Source organism: Corynebacterium sp. SA-MJD20WY100 (assembly GCF_039822565.1).
Taxonomy (GTDB): domain Bacteria; phylum Actinomycetota; class Actinomycetes; order Mycobacteriales; family Mycobacteriaceae; genus Corynebacterium; species Corynebacterium phoceense_A.
On sequence record NZ_JBCJKS010000020.1, the window covers coordinates 1 to 15341 of the forward strand.

Below are 15341 nucleotides of genomic sequence, written 5' to 3' on the forward strand. Positions count from 1 at the left end.
GCAGCGTGAAGCAGAAACCCTTCACACCCCCAACAACCTCACCCACGGAGTTGACAACCTATATAGGAACACCCCCCGGCACCGCCGCCGCTGCCGCGGCGGCGGAGAGCACGGATGCTACCACCGCACAGAGCACGCGTTTCATCTACGGCCTCGTCTGTCCGGATCCCTGCAGGATCCACTTTGTCGAGGTGAGCTCCGGCAGCGCCATGGGCCCACGCGCGTGCAGCTTCTGCGTGGAAATACCAATCTCCGCGCCCATGCCGTAGACCTCGCCGTCTGTGAACGCCGTCGACGCGTTGAGCATGACCGCCGCCGCGTCGACCTCGTTGGCAAACTTCATGAGGACATCGGCGTCCTGCGCGGCGACGGCCTCCGTATGTCCCGTCGTGTACCGAGCGATATGGGCAATCGCGCCGTCGACGCCCTCGACGACCGCCGCGCAGATATCCAGCGACAGCGCCTCGTTCGCCCACTCTTCTTCGGTCGCCTCGAGCGCATTGTTCACTCCGAAGCCCTCGAGCTCCGCCACGCGCCCGTGAATGGTCACGCCCGCGACCTGCAGCGCCGCGATGATGCGCAGCTTCTCCTCGTCCGGCAGCGCCGCGTCGAGGAGCACCGTCTCCGTGGAGTTACACACGGACGGCCGACGCGTCTTGCCATTGATGACCATCGCAATCGCCTTGTCCACATCCGCGCTCTTATCGACGTAGAAGTGGCAGTTACCCGTGCCCGTCTCGATGGCCGGGACCGTCGCGTTCTCCACCACCGCGTTGATCAGCCGCGCCGAGCCGCGCGGGATGACCACGTCGACGAGCCCACGCGCCGTGATGAGGTCGTGGACCGAGTCATGCGATTCGCACGGCAGCAGCTGCACGGCCTCGCGCGGCAGATCATGCTCCGCGAGCACGTCTTGGAGCAGCGCCACGAGAATCTCATTCGAGTTGAACGCCGTCTTCGAGCCGCGCAGCAGCGCCACGTTGCCCGACTTGAGCGCGAGCCCAAAAGCGTCGACCGTGACGTTGGGGCGCGCCTCGTAGACCATGCCCATAACTCCGAGCGGCACGCGCACCTGCTTCATCTGGATTCCGTTATCGAGCGTGTGGCCGCGCAGGACCTCTCCTACCGGATCGTTGAGGCTCGCGACCTGGCGCAGGCCGCCCGCAATCCCCTCGATGCGCCCCGCATCGAGCGCCAACCGGTCGACGAACGCCGGCGTGAGCCCCGCGAGCTTTCCTGCCTCGATGTCCTTCGCGTTCGCCGCGAGGATATCCGCCGTGTGCGCGACCAAATGATCCGCCGCCGCACGCAGCAGCGCGTTCTTCGCTGGCGTGGTCAGCTGCGCAATGGTCGGGGCAACGGCCTTCGCGGCGCGCGCCTTGTCCAGGACCGCCGCGCGCTCTGCTTCACGTGTCATGCTCATGAAGACAGAGTCTAATACAGCGGCACCACCCGCTCGCCCGAATCATGCAGCCCGAAATATCCATCCAAAGCCGAAATAGCCTCAATACCCAACGTTGGACTTTGAACCCATGACGTCCCCTGCTCGCACTTCCTTCCATCCCGCATGTGGCCGTTGCCCTACGGTCTTCGCTGGACGCGGCGCAGAGCTCTCGGCGTTCGAGTTGGCTCTCGCCGAAGGACCCGGCACCCCGTGGTGCACCGCGCTCATCTCCGGCGCCCGCCGTAGTGGCAAGCCCGTACTCATCAACAGGTCTGCCCACCGGCGTCGAGGTCCTCCTTCAGATAGAGTCGGCCAGGTTCCTCCGGCGCGCTGCCGCTTTAGTAGCCAGCCTCCGGGTCCACCTCCGTGGGCAGCGGCTCCCCTGCCGCGTACGCCTCGGCCACGCGGACGGTGTGCTCGCCAATCCGGCGGCGTACCGAGTACGGCGGATTCGCCAGGTGCGGCGTGATGACCACATGAGGCATGTCCCACAGCGGACTGTCCGTCGGCAGCGGTTCCGGGTCTGTGACGTCCAAGGCCGCGCCGGCGATCTCGCCGGCGTTCAACGCCTCGATCAACTCTGACGTATCGATGAGCGGCCCGCGTCCCACGTTGACCACCACCGCGTGCGAGGGCATCGCCTTGAACGCCGCCGCGTTCCCCATGTGTTTCGTCTCGTTCGTGAGCGGCGCGAGGAATACAAAGTAGTCCGCGCGCGGCCACACCGACTCGAGCTCGCTAAACGGCACCGTCTCCGCGCCGTCCACCGGGCGACCCGAGCGATTGACCGCAATAATCTTCACACCAAACCCGGAAAGCATCTCGATGAGTCTCTTGCCAATCCCGCCCGCGCCGAGGATCGCCACCGTCTTGTCCTCAAAGAGGAAGGACGTGTGCGCTTCCACCTCGTCGCGGTTTTCCCACGTGTCGACCCGCTTGTGCGCATGCAGCTGCGCCAAAAGCAGTGCAATCGTGGACTCGGCCACCGTCGAGTCATAGAGCCCCGCCGCATTCGACCAGCGCACGTCCGTAGAGCGAATGAGGTCCAGGATATGGTCCACGCCTGCAAAGGGCACCTGTACGAATCCGATGGACTCCGGCAACTCCGGGAAGTCATCCGGCTGGCCGTTGAAGACAAGGAACTCTGCGTCCTTAAGCTCGACGCGCTCGTGGCCCGCGGCGTCCAGCGCCTCGATGGTCTCTTCCCACGGCTCCGGGATAATGGCGTATTTCATTTAGTATCCTTCTTTCACGTTGACGCGGGTGGGCATCGCTTCGCCAGCCTCCCACGCCGCGGCGTTGGCATTAAAAATCTTTCCCACGTGGAACGTCGCCACCTGTTTCGACGCCGCCATGTGCGGAGTCATCACGCAATTGGGCAACTGGTAGAGCGGATGGCCGTCCGGCAGCGGCTCTGGGTCCACGACCTCGAGCCCCGCCGCAGCGATCTGTCCCTCGCGTAGTGCCGCCACCAGGTGCTCGGTGACAACGGTCGCGCCGCGCCCCACGTTAACGAACACCGCCGAAACCTTCATCGCCGCGAAGATTTCCTCATTGAAGAATCCCTCCGTCGCCGGTGTGAGTGGCAGAATCGACACGACGAAATCGAACTGCTCCCACTGCACGTCGTTCAGCGTCACCGGGCCAGTTCGCGTCACCTCCGTGAGGTTGACATCAAACGGTCGCAGGAGCTCCGCCAACCGCTTGCCGATGCCCCCAGCGCCCACGATCGCCACCTCCCGCGGCCGCCCCTGGGCGTAGAGCCACGCTTGGGACTTATCGAGCTCCCGCGCAACGTCCCACGTCGCGGCCTGGGCAAAGGCCTTGTGGTGATGCGCCGCGGAGAGCATGAGCCCTAATGCGGATTCGGCGACGGGCTCGGCGAACGCGCCAGCTGCATTGCACCACGGCAGGCCGCCCGCAGTGATGATGCCGGCGTCGATGAGCTGGTTGACGCCGGTATAACAATGTTGCACCCACTGGATATTCGCGGGCATCGCCGGGATGCGGTCCGGACGCGGATCCGTATTGATGTAGACCTCGGCCTCCTCGAGCCCCACGTGCTCGTGTCCAGCACGCTCGATGTCTGCAATCGTCTCGTCCCACGGGCGCGGCATATAAAACTTCATGGCCCCACCCTAATACGTGCGCTCGCCCCGGAACACGGACTTTCTTAATTTTCGTGCTTCCTCACCCGCTCAAGGCGCCCTCTCGGGGTTCATCAACGATCCCGGTGGTTCCCCCTTGCCGCCGGATCACGCCACGTCGTCCACGGGGCTTGGTGCGCAATGAGGCTAGATGAAATCTCAACTTTGACAATGCCTAGCGCCTTGGCAACTCTCGATAGTTTGGTTTTGATGGGCGCAAGGTCGCGCGGAAGATATCTGCTCTTTTGACCCCCATCTTTCAGCTCTACGTGCAGAGCGAGCCGGAGTTCCGTGGCTTGAGCGAATTCCTGTGCTCGCTCTATTTCGTGGCCGCCGTATGCGGACCGTTGCAAGGAATAGAGCAGCCCCATGGTTCCCAAGGCTTTCTGACCAACGATGACGTCAAGGTCCGAAGGCGGCCGAGCAGACTCGTACGTGTAATCTTTGACTTCCACGATCCACAGCGTCGAGCCGTCACTAGCAAGTATGTCGCACCCTTTGGCGCCCACCATCCCCGACACTTTTGAGTACTTCTTCCAGGTGTCAAAGAGCTCTACTGTCCAGTCATCTGGGAACTCGAAGAATACATCTTCTACCTTGTACTCCGCCATCGTCAGCCCCCTACCACGCTAAGAATCGCTCGGCTTGCTGCGCCTCTGCATCCAATGAAGCAATAAACGACAACTCTTCAAGTTCCGAACTTGATTCGGCAGTAACGTGCGCGACAGTGTCCTGAGGGCTCTCAACCGGGGTCTGTCGAGACAAGCCGATGTAATTGATGTCCGCAGTAGATTCTGACATCTGCAATTCGCGTAACAAGTAAGAACTGTGTGTTGCCACAAAAACCTGGGCACCAGATTCTGCAAGGTACAACAGTGCCTGGCACACCGCCTTCTGCGAGGCCGGATTAAGATTTGCTTCCGGTTCGTCCCAAAAGAGATAGCCGCCTTCAAGCAACTGACCGTTGGCGATAAGCCGCACGATCATCGCAAGTTTACGATGACCTTCAGCGAGTAGAGGTGCTTCGAGATTTCCAATTCCCGGCTGACTGAGGTAAAACCTACCGTTGTTTTCAGAAACCTTTCCGCCTTCAAGCAAGTCCGTAAATGGCCCGAGTACCTGAGAAGCTTGCTCACCGCGAGGTCCACGCAAGGCAGGTACGAGCAGCAGACTCACCGTGTCTCGCCACGTTTCATCAAAATCAAGCCCATATTGATCAAAGAGTGACACAAAACTTGCGCTTAAGGTCAACAACTCATGAGGGGGTAGGTAAACAGGTTGATCCTCCAAGCGCGCATTGGGAACCTTTTCCACTGAAACCTCTTTTGAGGCGAGATTAGAAAAATTGAAAGCAAGCGGCTCTGCAATTCCTCTGAACTTAAGGGAGACCTCCGCGGTGGTTCGACCAGTACGACGGCGGGTCAATCGTCCTAATTTGTCCGGGCGGAAGACCCCTTTTAGCTTGCTTGCCAGTGCAACGTTGAGTTCCTTCTTAGTGAATGACTCAGAACCATGTACCACCTCTGCACAGGAGTACAGGAGCTTCAGAAGCTGCGATTTACCCGCCCCATTATTGCCGACAATGACGTTGAGACCGCTGCTCAACGCGACGTTTGCATCTCGAAACGGGCCAAATTCCTTGATTTTGACGTTGTCAATGGGATAGCGAGCCATACAGAGAGTATATGGGGTCAAACAAGGAAACTAGCAACAACTCCGAGGAAAAATCCGCGACCCAATCTAAATGCGGGACGCGAAGTTAGAGAGGTAGTCCGCGTGGACGACGGGACGGCGGTATTCCTCAGGGAGCTCGACGGTATGGAGGCCTTGGAGGCCGCGAAGGACGCCGGCATCCATGCCGACCTCACCGCGTCCGATGATTTCGCCGTCGGGGCCAAGGATGTCGATGATCTCGCCCGCGTGGAACTCACCAATGACCTCAGTGATGCCGACGGCGAGCAACGAGTTGCCGCCGGCGGTCACGGCCTTGACCGCGCCGGCGTCGAGGCGCACGGCGCCGCCGGTATCGGCGCAGTAGAGGGCCCAGAATTTCCACGCGGAAAGCCTGCGTTCCTCGCGGGTATGGAAGACGGTGCCCACGGAGGCATCGGCAAGCGCGGCATCGATATTGTCGGCCGAGGTGAGCAGGACGGGAATGCCGCCGCGGGTGGCCAGGCGCGCAGCGGAGACCTTGGTGGCCATGCCACCGGTGCCCACGCGGCCGCCGTCGCCAGCGGTCACGCCGTTGAGGTCTTTGCCCGTGCGGACCTCCTCGATAAAGCGGGCGCCGGGCTCGGACGGGTTCTTGTCGTAGAGGCCATCGACGTCGGAGAAGAGAAAGAGCGCATCCGCGCCCACCAGGTTGGCGACGAGCGCGGAGAGGCGATCGTTGTCGCCGAAGTGCATCTCGGAGGTGGCGACGGTGTCATTCTCGTTGACGATGGGCACCGTGCGCAGTTGGCGCAGGCGATCGAGGGTGCGCTGGGCGTTGCGGGCACGGTCGCGGGCACCGATATCGGAGGCGGTGAGCAGGACCTGCGCGACGGAACGGTTGTAGCGGGCGAAAGACACTCCCCACTCATAAGCAAGGTGGATCTGGCCGACGGCAGCCGCGGCCTGCTTAGTCGCGAGATCGCTCGGGCGCTTGCTCAGGCCGAGTGGCCCCATGCCCGCGGCGACGGCGCCGGAGGAAACCAGAATAATGTCCGACGTGCCCATGCGCGTCACGATGGCGTCGACGATGTGGTTGATCTTCTCCGTCGAGGTGATGAAGCTGTCCTCCTTGGTGAGTGAAGAGCTGCCGATCTTCACCACGATTCGCTTCGCCCGGCTCAGTTCCTCACGCAGCGGCGACTGCAACGGCCCGCGCGGGGCATGGTGCTCCGGCACGATGGGTTCGCCGTCGAAGGGACTTAAGGGAAGCGGATAGCTCATGAAGCGAAACTATACCTCTTCCGTTCAGGCGCCCCTGTTCTCGGCGAGCACGCGGGCGCGTTATCCTTGCCAGCGGTCCTTGTTGGCACCTTCACGCGTGACTTCTTCGTCGGTACCGAAGTCGTATTCGTCGATAAGACCACGGCGTGCCTGCGAGGCGCGCTTACGCTCTGCGGCGGAGACACGGTCGGTACCGAGGAGACGGCCGTCGAAGCCGCGGCCGGCGTTGGTCGCCTTGCCGCCAGTCATCGGCTCCCACTCGAAGGTAATGCCGCCGATGGTCACCGGGCAGCCTTCCACCGCACCCTGGTCGCGCAACTCGTCCTCGACGCCGGCCTTGGCGAGGCGGTCGGCGAGGTAGCCCACGGCCTCGTCGTTTTCGAAGTCGGTCTGGGTAATCCAGCGGTCGATCTTCTCGCCCTCGACAATGAAGCCGCCCTCGATCTCCGGATCTTTGCGCACCGTGAAGTCCGCAAAGCGGGCCTTCTTCGCCGACTTAGGACGAATGATGGTGTGTTCCTTGTCCACCTTGACCTTGGGCTGAGACTTGCGGTGTTGCTGCACCATCTCCAGCAGCTTGTACTTGAGGGGATCCAGACCAGTGTGTGCCACGGCCGAGATGATGAAGACAGGCCAGCCAAATTGCTTCTCAATGTCTTCCTTGAGGAACTCGGCAAGCTCCAGAGCCTCCGGGATATCCGCCTTGTTGAGCATGACAATGCGCGGGCGCTCGCGCAGGTCGCCCAGGCCGGTGTCCTGTTCCAGCAGATCCTGGTAGTTGGACAGTTCCTTCTCCAAGGCCTCGATATCGGAGATGGGGTCGCGGCCCGGCTCCAGCGTCGCGACGTCGACGACGTGCGCGAGCACCGCGGTGCGCTCGATGTGGCGCAGGAAGTCGAGGCCCAAACCCTTGCCCTCGGCGGCGCCCGGGATAAGGCCCGGAACGTCGGCGATGGTGAAGGACTCGTAGCCCATATCGACCACGCCGAGGTTTGGCTGCAGCGTGGTAAATGGGTAGTCGCCAATCTTCGGCTTCGCGGCAGAGAGCACGGAAATCAGCGAGGACTTGCCCGCAGACGGGAAGCCCACGAGGCCCACATCCGCCATGGACTTGAGTTCGAGCACGAGATCGTGTGCCTCGCCCGGCTCGCCCTTCAGCGCGAAGCCCGGGGCCTTGCGCTGCGCGGAGGCCAGCGCCGCGTTGCCCAGGCCACCAAAGCCGCCCTCAGCCGCGATGAACCGGGTGCCCGGGACGGTCAGGTCCGCGAGCATCTCCCCCTTCTCGTTGTAGACCACGGTGCCGGCAGGAATTTCCAGGATGAGGTCCTCGCCGCGCGCACCATTGCGCCAGTCGCCCGCGCCATTCGCGCCACGGCCAGCCTTGATGTGCGGGCGGTAGTGGAAGTCCATGAGCGTGTGGATCTGCGAGGAGACCTCGAGCACGATATCGCCACCGTGGCCACCATTGCCGCCGTCGGGGCCGCCCAGAGGCTTGAACTTCTCGCGGTGGACGGACGAACAGCCGTGTCCGCCGTCGCCCGCCTGCAGGTGGAGCACCACGCGGTCAATAAAGCGTGCCATGGAAATCCTTCCGGAATTAAAAATCAAAGAAAACTAGACGCCAGTCTAGTGGAGATAAACAAAGACCCGAGCCTCCCACTTAAGCGGGAGCCCCGGGCCTTGAAAGCGTGAACGCTTAGGCAGAAGCCTCAGCAGCGGCCTGCTCGGCCGGCACGATGTTCACAATGCGACGGTTGCGCTTGATGCCGAACTGGACGGAGCCAGCCTCGAGAGCGAACAGCGTGTCGTCGCCACCGCGGCCGACGTTCTCGCCCGGGTGGAACTTGGTGCCGCGCTGGCGAACGAGGATCTCGCCGGCCTTGACCTGCTGACCACCGAAGCGCTTAACGCCGAGGTACTGCGGGTTGGAATCGCGACCGTTGCTGGAGCTGGAAGCACCCTTCTTGTGTGCCATGTGGTTTCCCTCCTTTAAGGGTATAAAAGCCGGTTGAGGCTTACTTGATACCGGTGATCTTCAGGGTGGTTACCGGCTGGCGGTGGCCCTGACGCTTCTTGTATCCGGTCTTGTTCTTGTACTTGAGGATGTCGATCTTCGGGCCCTTGCCCTGCTCGACGATCTCTGCAGAGACGGAGACCTTCTCCAGGTCAGCGGCCTTTGCCTTGACGGTTGCGCCATCGACGAGCAGAACCGGGGTGAGAGCCACGGACGAACCCGGCTCACCCTCGATCTTCTCGACCTTGACGAGGTCACCTTCAGCAACCTTGTACTGCTTGCCGCCGGTCTTGACGATCGCGTACATAGAGGGCTACCCCTTATCTAAACTCGGCTCAGGACCCGGTCGGGCCCTGAATGGACATTAAAATTACATTGCGTTTGAGGCTCTCGCGCGCACGGTGATGCAGCGCTTGACTCAAGCCTAAACAGCGACTGTCAAAGACTACCCCGTACACCGTCTAAATTACAAACCGCGGTTGCGACGCGCCGCACGCCTCCGGCCACGCGAGCCTTCGACAGCCTGTGGTTCGCTCGTCTTCACGGAGCGCTTCACAGCGCGCCGGCGTCTGCGCGAGCTTGCCGATGCCCTCTTCTCCTCCGTCGGCTGCTTCTCCACCGTCTCCTTAGGCTGGGCCTCTGGCTGAGCCTGTGCCTGCCTGCGCGTAGCGCGGCGCACCGCACGGCGACGCCCACGCGAGCTCACGGTACGGATCTCGGCCGGGGACTCCTGCACAGGCTGCTGCGAGGAGGCATCGGAAGGCTCAGGCGCACGCTGGAAGTCCTCGCGGCGGGGCTTGCGGTCCGAACGCGAGTTGCCGCGGGTGCGGCGTTTGCGGCGCGGGGAGGCCTCGAACTCGGCGAGGGCCTCCTCGTAGGTCTTTTCTGGGGTCGTCTCTGCGTTCGCGGAGACGTGTTCTTCGTCCGGAATATGCGATTGGAATTCCTGAACGTCGTCGAGGTCTTCGGCGCGTTCGGCGGCCGCGTACGCGATCTCCGCGGCGTCGACCTCCTGCTTCTGCTCCTCACGCTTGTCGCGGCCGCGGTTGCTGCCGCGCGAGCCACGGCGACGGCGACGCTGGGGCTTGCGCTCCTCGTGGTCATCTTCCTTCGCGTGGTGGCCGCCCGCAACGACGGAGGCCGCGAGGTCCTCGAGCGAAGGCTTGTCCTCGCGCTTGTTCTCGTGCTCGTCGTCGCGCTGCTCGTTCTTGTGCTCGGCATGCATGGCCTTGGCGGCCGGGTGGTCCGGCTTCGCGGGGCGCTTACGCTTGCTGCGGCCGTGGTGGTGCTCCGTCTCGGACTCGTCCACGGGGTATTCGTGGATGATAAGCCCGCGGCCGTGGCAGGCCTCGCACTCGGTGGAGAAGGTCTCGATAAGGCCGGTCCCCAGGCGCTTGCGCGTCATCTGGACGAGGCCCAGCGAGGTGACCTCAGAGACCTGATGGCGCGTGCGGTCGCGGCCCAGAGCCTCCTTGAGGCGGCGCAGGACTAAGTCCTGGTTTTCCGGCAGGACCATATCAATGAAGTCGACGACGATCATGCCGCCCATGTCGCGCAGACGCATCTGGCGCACGATTTCCTCGGCAGCCTCCAGGTTGTTGCGCGTCACTGTCTCCTCAAGGTTGCCGCCCGAGCCGGTGAACTTACCGGTGTTGACGTCGATGACGGTCATGGCCTCGGTGCGGTCAATGACGAGCGTGCCGCCCGACGGCAGCCAGACTTTGCGGCTGAGCGCCTTGTGGAGCTGCTCGTCGATGCGGAAGGTCTCAAACGCGTCTGCCCCGCCGTGCTCACGGCGGTCGAAACGCTCCACGCGGTCCGCGAGATCCGGCGCCACGGACTGCACGTAGTGATCCACCGTGTTGTAGGAACGGCGGCCGTCGACGACTAGGTGGCTGAAATCTTCGTTGAAGAGGTCGCGCACGACCTTGACGAGCAGGTCCGGCTCCTCGTAGAGCGTGACCGGCTTGGCGCCCTTGGAATTCTTTTCTTTATTCGCGCGCTCGGTAATGTCCTCCCACAGCGTGTGCAGACGACGCACGTCCGTGCCGATGGCTTCCTCGGAGACATTCTCCGCGGCCGTGCGAATGATTGCGCCGCCATCATCCGGCACGACGCGGTTCAAGATCTCCTTGAGACGCTTGCGCTCCGGGACCGGCAGTTTGCGGGAGATACCCGCATTGCGCCCACCCGGCACGTAGACGAGGTAGCGGCCGGCGAGCGAAATCTGCGTGGTCAGTCGCGCGCCCTTCGCGCCGATCGGGTCCTTGGCGACCTGCACCAGAATCTGGTCACCCGATTTGAGCGCGTGCTCGATCTTGCGTTGGCGGCCGCCCAGGCCCGTGCGGCGCCAATCGACCTCGCCGGCATAAAGCACGCCGTTGCGGCCCTGTCCGATGTCGACGAACGCAGCTTCCATGGACGGCAGCACGTTTTGCACGCGGCCCAGATAGATATTGCCGATCATCGACGCCTGCGACTCAGAGGTCACGAAGTGCTCGACGAGCAGCCCGTCTTCAAGCACACCCACCTGCGTCACGGTGCCGTGACCGTCCGTACGCTCCTTGTCGCGCACGACCATGGTGCGCTCCACCGACTCGCGGCGCGCGAGGAACTCCGCCTGGCTCACGATGTGCTTACGCTCACGACCCTTCTCACGCATCTCACGGCGGCGGCGCTTCTGCGCCTCGATACGCGTCGAACCGCGAATGGCGCGCGGCTCTTCGATGCGCTCGGGCTCGTCGTGGTGGTCCTGCTTGTCGTGCTGCTTCGAGCTGTGCTCATTCTCGTGCGGATGCTGCTCGTGCTGCTGGAGCTCCTGCTGCTGGTCCTGCTTCTGGGAGGTGCGCTTCACAGCGCGACGGCGCCCGCGGCGCGGGGTGGGAGCCATAAAGACCGGCGCGTAGTCGACCGGCGTGTCCGTCTCAGGCTTCGGGGTGACAGGCGCGAAGTCCTCGTCGAAGTCTTCACCGGCCTCCACCAGCGCCTCGTGCAGCTGCTCGATGTCTGGCTCGTGGGACTCGTCGTGCTCCTGCTCGGGTGCGTCGTCGGTGGTGTTTTCAGCGGCATCGTCGAGCTCTTCTTCCAGCTCGGCCTCAACCTTCTCCTCGATCTGGGAGATCTCGTTCGCCACGTTCTTGCGCACGCGCTCGCGCAGCATGGCGTCTTCAGCGCTCTCTGCGTCCTCGGCGCTCTCCTGCTTCGGCTCCTCGTGAGCCTGGGCCTGATCAGACTTCTTCGTGCGCTTCGTAGCGCGGCGACGCGACTTCTTCGGCTTCTCCTCCGGAGTCTCTACCTGCACCGTGGCGAGTTCGGCCTTCTCTTCCTCGAGCTCTGCCTCGACCTTGGTCTCAATCTGGGAGATCTCATTCTCGACGTTCTTCCGCACGCGCTCGCGCAGCTTCTCGTCTTCGGCGTCCGCCGGCTGCTCGGTCTCGGCTGCCTTGGCAGCAGGCTGCGCTTCGGTCTTCTTCGTGGCAGCTTTGCGCGTTGCCTTACGGGAGGACTTCTTCGTCGCGCGCTTCTTCGGCTTCTCTTCGGCTGCCGGTGCGGCGGTCTCAACGACGGCGGGCTCAGCAGTCTCCGGCTCGGCCTTCTCTGCCTTCTTAGCGGCCTTCTTCTGGGTCTTCTTCGGCGCCTTCTCGGCGGAGGTCTTGGCAGCCTTCTTCTTGGGCTTGTCTTCAGCCTTCTCCTCGGCCTTCTTTTCGGCGGCGGGAGCGGCTGCCTGGGCGACAATCGCATCGAGAGCCACGGCAACCTCGTCCGGGCTCAGCGAGGACTGGGCGGCCTTCTTCACGCCCTGCTCGGCGAAGACGCCCACGAGGGCGCTGGACGGTAGAGCGATCTGCTTGGCCAAGGCATAAAGGCGGGTTTTCGGACCGAACTGCGTGCGGTCGAGCTTCGCGATGAGCTTCGCCGCGGCGCTGAGCGAGCCGGTGTCTTGTGTAGTTGTCTTAGAGTTCTTCGGTGCAGCCACTTCTGCTACTCACTTACCTTTTCTCTTGTCGCTCCCCGGGCGCGCACTGTACGGTGCAGCAGCCACACGAGGCAGCGGTGTGTATGAAAGCCTGTCGACGCTTCTCATTCTGCGAGAAGTATCGTGCCTCCCATTCTGGCACACCCGGCGCACCCTCGTCCGCGCGCGGACACGAAAACGCCAAAAGCCCAGGCACATGGCCTGGGCTGTGTACTTCGGTGTAGTGGAGTACGGCTTAGAGGTTCGGGAACCAGATAGCGATCTCGCGCTCTGCGGACTCCGGGGAGTCAGAACCGTGGACGACGTTCTCGCCAACGGTGAGGGCGAAGTCGCCGCGGATGGTGCCCGGGGTGGCCTTGGAGACCGGGTCGGTGCCGCCAGCCAGCTGACGCCATGCCTCGATGGCACGCTCGCCCTCGACAACGCCAGCAACCAACGGAGCGGAGGTGATGAACTCGACCAGCTCGCCGAAGAACGGCTTGTCTGCGTGCTCGGCGTAGTGCTTCTCTGCGGTCTCGCGGTCAGCAACGCGCAGGTCCATAGCGGTGAGCTTGAGACCCTTGCGCTCGATGCGGGAGATGATCTCGCCGATGTGGCCGTTGGCAACGCCGTCCGGCTTGATAAGAATGAGGGTACGTTCAGTCATGCGGAACATAGTACATGACGCCCCGCTTCCGCGCGCACGTTATCGGCCTTGCGCGAGCGAGTGCACAACCGCCTCTGCTTCTTCCTCGCTGGCGCCCCGGAACCACAGGCGTACCTGCCCCACAGCGACGCCGAATTGACCGTTGTCGAGCAGCCGCTCAAGTTCTGCGGTTTGTTCCTCGGTAAGCACCTTGTCCGTAGACTTCTCCAGGGTCTTTCCCTGCTGCACGAGGCCAATGACGAGCGCTATGGCAGCGAGGACCATGCACGCCACGGCGACAAGGCGCGGAGCACCAAAAAGTTGGCTGCCTATCGCCGCAAGGCAAAAGAACGCAGAGAGAGCGAAGAGAACGTAACGCATGCGGCCCAGCTTAACCAGGATCGCGTAAACGCACAGTGTCCTGAATGAACTTCTCGTGAAGATTCTCGTTGCATAAAATCCACGACGAGGACTTTCATACCAACTCAGCTTTCCTTAACGCTGCTAAGGCGGCGTGCGTGCAGTAATTTCCAACTCATCCCGGCATCTCGCCCGGGCCACGTCTCTACTTTTACGAAGGTCGCCTCCATGCGTTTCAACTCTCGTCTTCTCACCGGCTTTGTCGCCGGTCTCACCTCTGTCGCTGTCGCCACCTCCGGTCTCCCCGTCGCCGGCGCCGCCAGCTTCGAGGTCCTCACCAAGCCTTACGCTGCCCCCACCGCCACCCCGCAGGACGTCGTTCTCCAGGTCGGTACCGACGAGGCATCCGTCAACCTCAACTGGATTACCGCCGCCGGTGTGTCCGGCCAGTCCGTCCAGTTCGCCCCGAAGGGCACCGCGCTAGCCGAAGGCCAGACCGTCGCCGCAGCATCGACCGACTCCGCGCTCAACATCACCGAGGGCTACAAGGACGAGGCTCCGGAGGCGTACGCCGAGGCCGCGACCCACAAGGCCACCCTGTCTGGCCTCGCTGAGAACACCGAGTACACCTACCGCGTCGGCTCCGACAAGGACGGTTGGTCTCAGGAGTACACCTTCAATTCCGGCACCTACGGTGACGAATGGAACTTCGTCTTCGTCGGCGACCCGCAGCTCTACGTCACCCATGACCTGGACAAGGAAACCGCGTCCTGGGACGCCGCCGTCACCAAGGCCGTGGCTCAGGGGCCGAACGCCTCCTTCATCCTCTCTGCGGGTGACCAGTCCAACTACTCCAACATGCAGGAGAACTCCGGTTTCATCTCCCCAAACGTCATGCGCTCTACCCGCGTTGCCGTGAACAAGGGCAACCACGAGATGAGCGATGAGAACACGTACAACGCCACCTACAACCGTCCGAATGACACTGACGGAAACTACTGGTACGAGTACAACAACGCCCTTGTGGTTTCTCTCGACTCCAACTCCTGGGAGGACCTCAACGAGGACATTGACTGGCTGCGTACCACCGTCAAGGAGCAGGGCGCGGACAAGGACTGGGTCATCCTCACTTACCACCACTCCTCCTTCTCGCAGGCGTACCACATGGAAGACCGCCAAATTGAGTGGTGGCGCGATAACCTCACCCCGGTCATCTCCGAGCTCGACATCGATCTTGTTCTCGGCGGCCACGACCACATCTACACCCGCTCCCACCTCATGCGCGGCTACGAGCCGGTGAACAACCAGCACGAAGCGAAGCCCGGTGAGACCATCGCTAAGAAGCCGGGCGAGGTCCAGTACGTCGCCATGAACTCTTCCTCGGGATCGAAGTTCTACCAGTTCTACGACTACAAGACCCAGAAGCGCGATGAGGACGTCGCTAGCGACTTCGCCACCTCCAACGATGAGAAGACCATCCGCGACTACACGGCAATCTGGGACCAGGACCAGTCCCCGGACTTTGCCAACGTCTCGGTTACCCCGGATGCGCTTACCTTTAAGGTCACCGATGCCTGGACCGGCGAGACCGAGGACGAGTTCACTCTCACCAAGGCTGCTGCGACGGACAACGATGACCAGAACGGCAACGACAACAGCTCCGACGCCTCGAGCATTTTCTCCAAGGGAGCCGACGCGAATGGTTCATCCACGGGCGGCATTGTCGCGCTCGTGCTCGGCATCCTCGCCGTTATCGGTGGCGGCGCCTTCGCTGCCTTCAACGGCATGATTCCGGGCCTCAAGCTCCCGAACATCAAGTTCTAATCCACTTCCGCCTCTAC

At 62.6% G+C, this 15341-nt stretch carries 13 protein-coding genes; 1 reads left to right on the top strand and 12 read right to left on the bottom strand.

Annotation, left to right across the window (positions count from 1 at the left end; all coding sequences use genetic code 11):
• Positions 1-145 precede the first annotated feature (145 nt).
• The 12 genes from ABJ196_RS10330 to ABJ196_RS10385 form a co-directional block, all read right to left on the bottom strand.
• Positions 146-1423: a glutamate-5-semialdehyde dehydrogenase gene (locus tag ABJ196_RS10330; protein ID WP_347306850.1), complete on the bottom strand. Its 1278-nt coding sequence runs from the start codon at positions 1421-1423 to the stop codon at positions 146-148.
• 359 nt (positions 1424-1782) lie between these two features.
• Entirely contained in the window at positions 1783-2679 is an 897-nt protein-coding gene (locus tag ABJ196_RS10335) for a D-isomer specific 2-hydroxyacid dehydrogenase family protein (RefSeq protein ID WP_347306852.1), read from the bottom strand.
• Positions 2680-3573, bottom strand: a complete 894-nt coding sequence (locus ABJ196_RS10340) for a D-isomer specific 2-hydroxyacid dehydrogenase family protein (RefSeq protein WP_347306854.1) — start codon at positions 3571-3573, stop codon at positions 2680-2682.
• Positions 3574-3665: 92 nt separating this feature from the next.
• The gene (locus ABJ196_RS10345; RefSeq protein ID WP_347306856.1) at positions 3666-4202 is read right to left on the bottom strand and encodes a hypothetical protein; all 537 of its coding nucleotides are present in this window, start codon (positions 4200-4202) and stop codon (positions 3666-3668) included.
• Positions 4203-4212: 10 nt separating this feature from the next.
• Positions 4213-5265: an AAA family ATPase gene (locus tag ABJ196_RS10350; RefSeq protein WP_347306858.1), complete on the bottom strand. Its 1053-nt coding sequence runs from the start codon at positions 5263-5265 to the stop codon at positions 4213-4215.
• A 66-nt stretch (positions 5266-5331) separates the two neighbouring features.
• Entirely contained in the window at positions 5332-6525 is a 1194-nt protein-coding gene (gene proB / locus ABJ196_RS10355; RefSeq protein WP_347306860.1) for a glutamate 5-kinase, read from the bottom strand.
• A gap of 60 nt (positions 6526-6585) precedes the next feature.
• A complete protein-coding gene (gene obgE / locus ABJ196_RS10360) occupies positions 6586-8106 on the bottom strand; it encodes a GTPase ObgE (RefSeq protein ID WP_347306862.1) in 1521 nt (506 codons plus the stop codon).
• Positions 8107-8221: 115 nt separating this feature from the next.
• Positions 8222-8500 carry a 50S ribosomal protein L27 gene (rpmA, locus tag ABJ196_RS10365; protein WP_066492511.1) on the bottom strand — a complete coding sequence of 93 codons (279 nt, stop codon included), beginning with the start codon at positions 8498-8500 and terminating at the stop codon, positions 8222-8224.
• Between the two features lie 40 nt (positions 8501-8540).
• Positions 8541-8846 (bottom strand): 50S ribosomal protein L21, encoded by a 306-nt coding sequence (gene rplU / locus ABJ196_RS10370; protein WP_066492512.1) that lies wholly within the window; start codon positions 8844-8846, stop codon positions 8541-8543.
• A gap of 159 nt (positions 8847-9005) precedes the next feature.
• Positions 9006-12515, bottom strand: a complete 3510-nt coding sequence (locus ABJ196_RS10375; protein WP_347306865.1) for an Rne/Rng family ribonuclease — start codon at positions 12513-12515, stop codon at positions 9006-9008.
• A gap of 235 nt (positions 12516-12750) precedes the next feature.
• Positions 12751-13161, bottom strand: coding sequence for a nucleoside-diphosphate kinase (ndk, locus tag ABJ196_RS10380; RefSeq protein ID WP_066492532.1), 411 nt, complete (start codon positions 13159-13161; stop codon positions 12751-12753).
• Positions 13162-13200: 39 nt separating this feature from the next.
• A complete protein-coding gene (locus tag ABJ196_RS10385) occupies positions 13201-13521 on the bottom strand; it encodes a hypothetical protein (RefSeq protein ID WP_257054549.1) in 321 nt (106 codons plus the stop codon).
• A gap of 207 nt (positions 13522-13728) precedes the next feature.
• Between ABJ196_RS10385 and ABJ196_RS10390 the strand changes: the two genes are divergently transcribed.
• Positions 13729-15324 (top strand): FN3 domain-containing metallophosphoesterase family protein, encoded by a 1596-nt coding sequence (locus tag ABJ196_RS10390; RefSeq protein ID WP_347306868.1) that lies wholly within the window; start codon positions 13729-13731, stop codon positions 15322-15324.
• Positions 15325-15341: the final 17 nt, after the last annotated feature.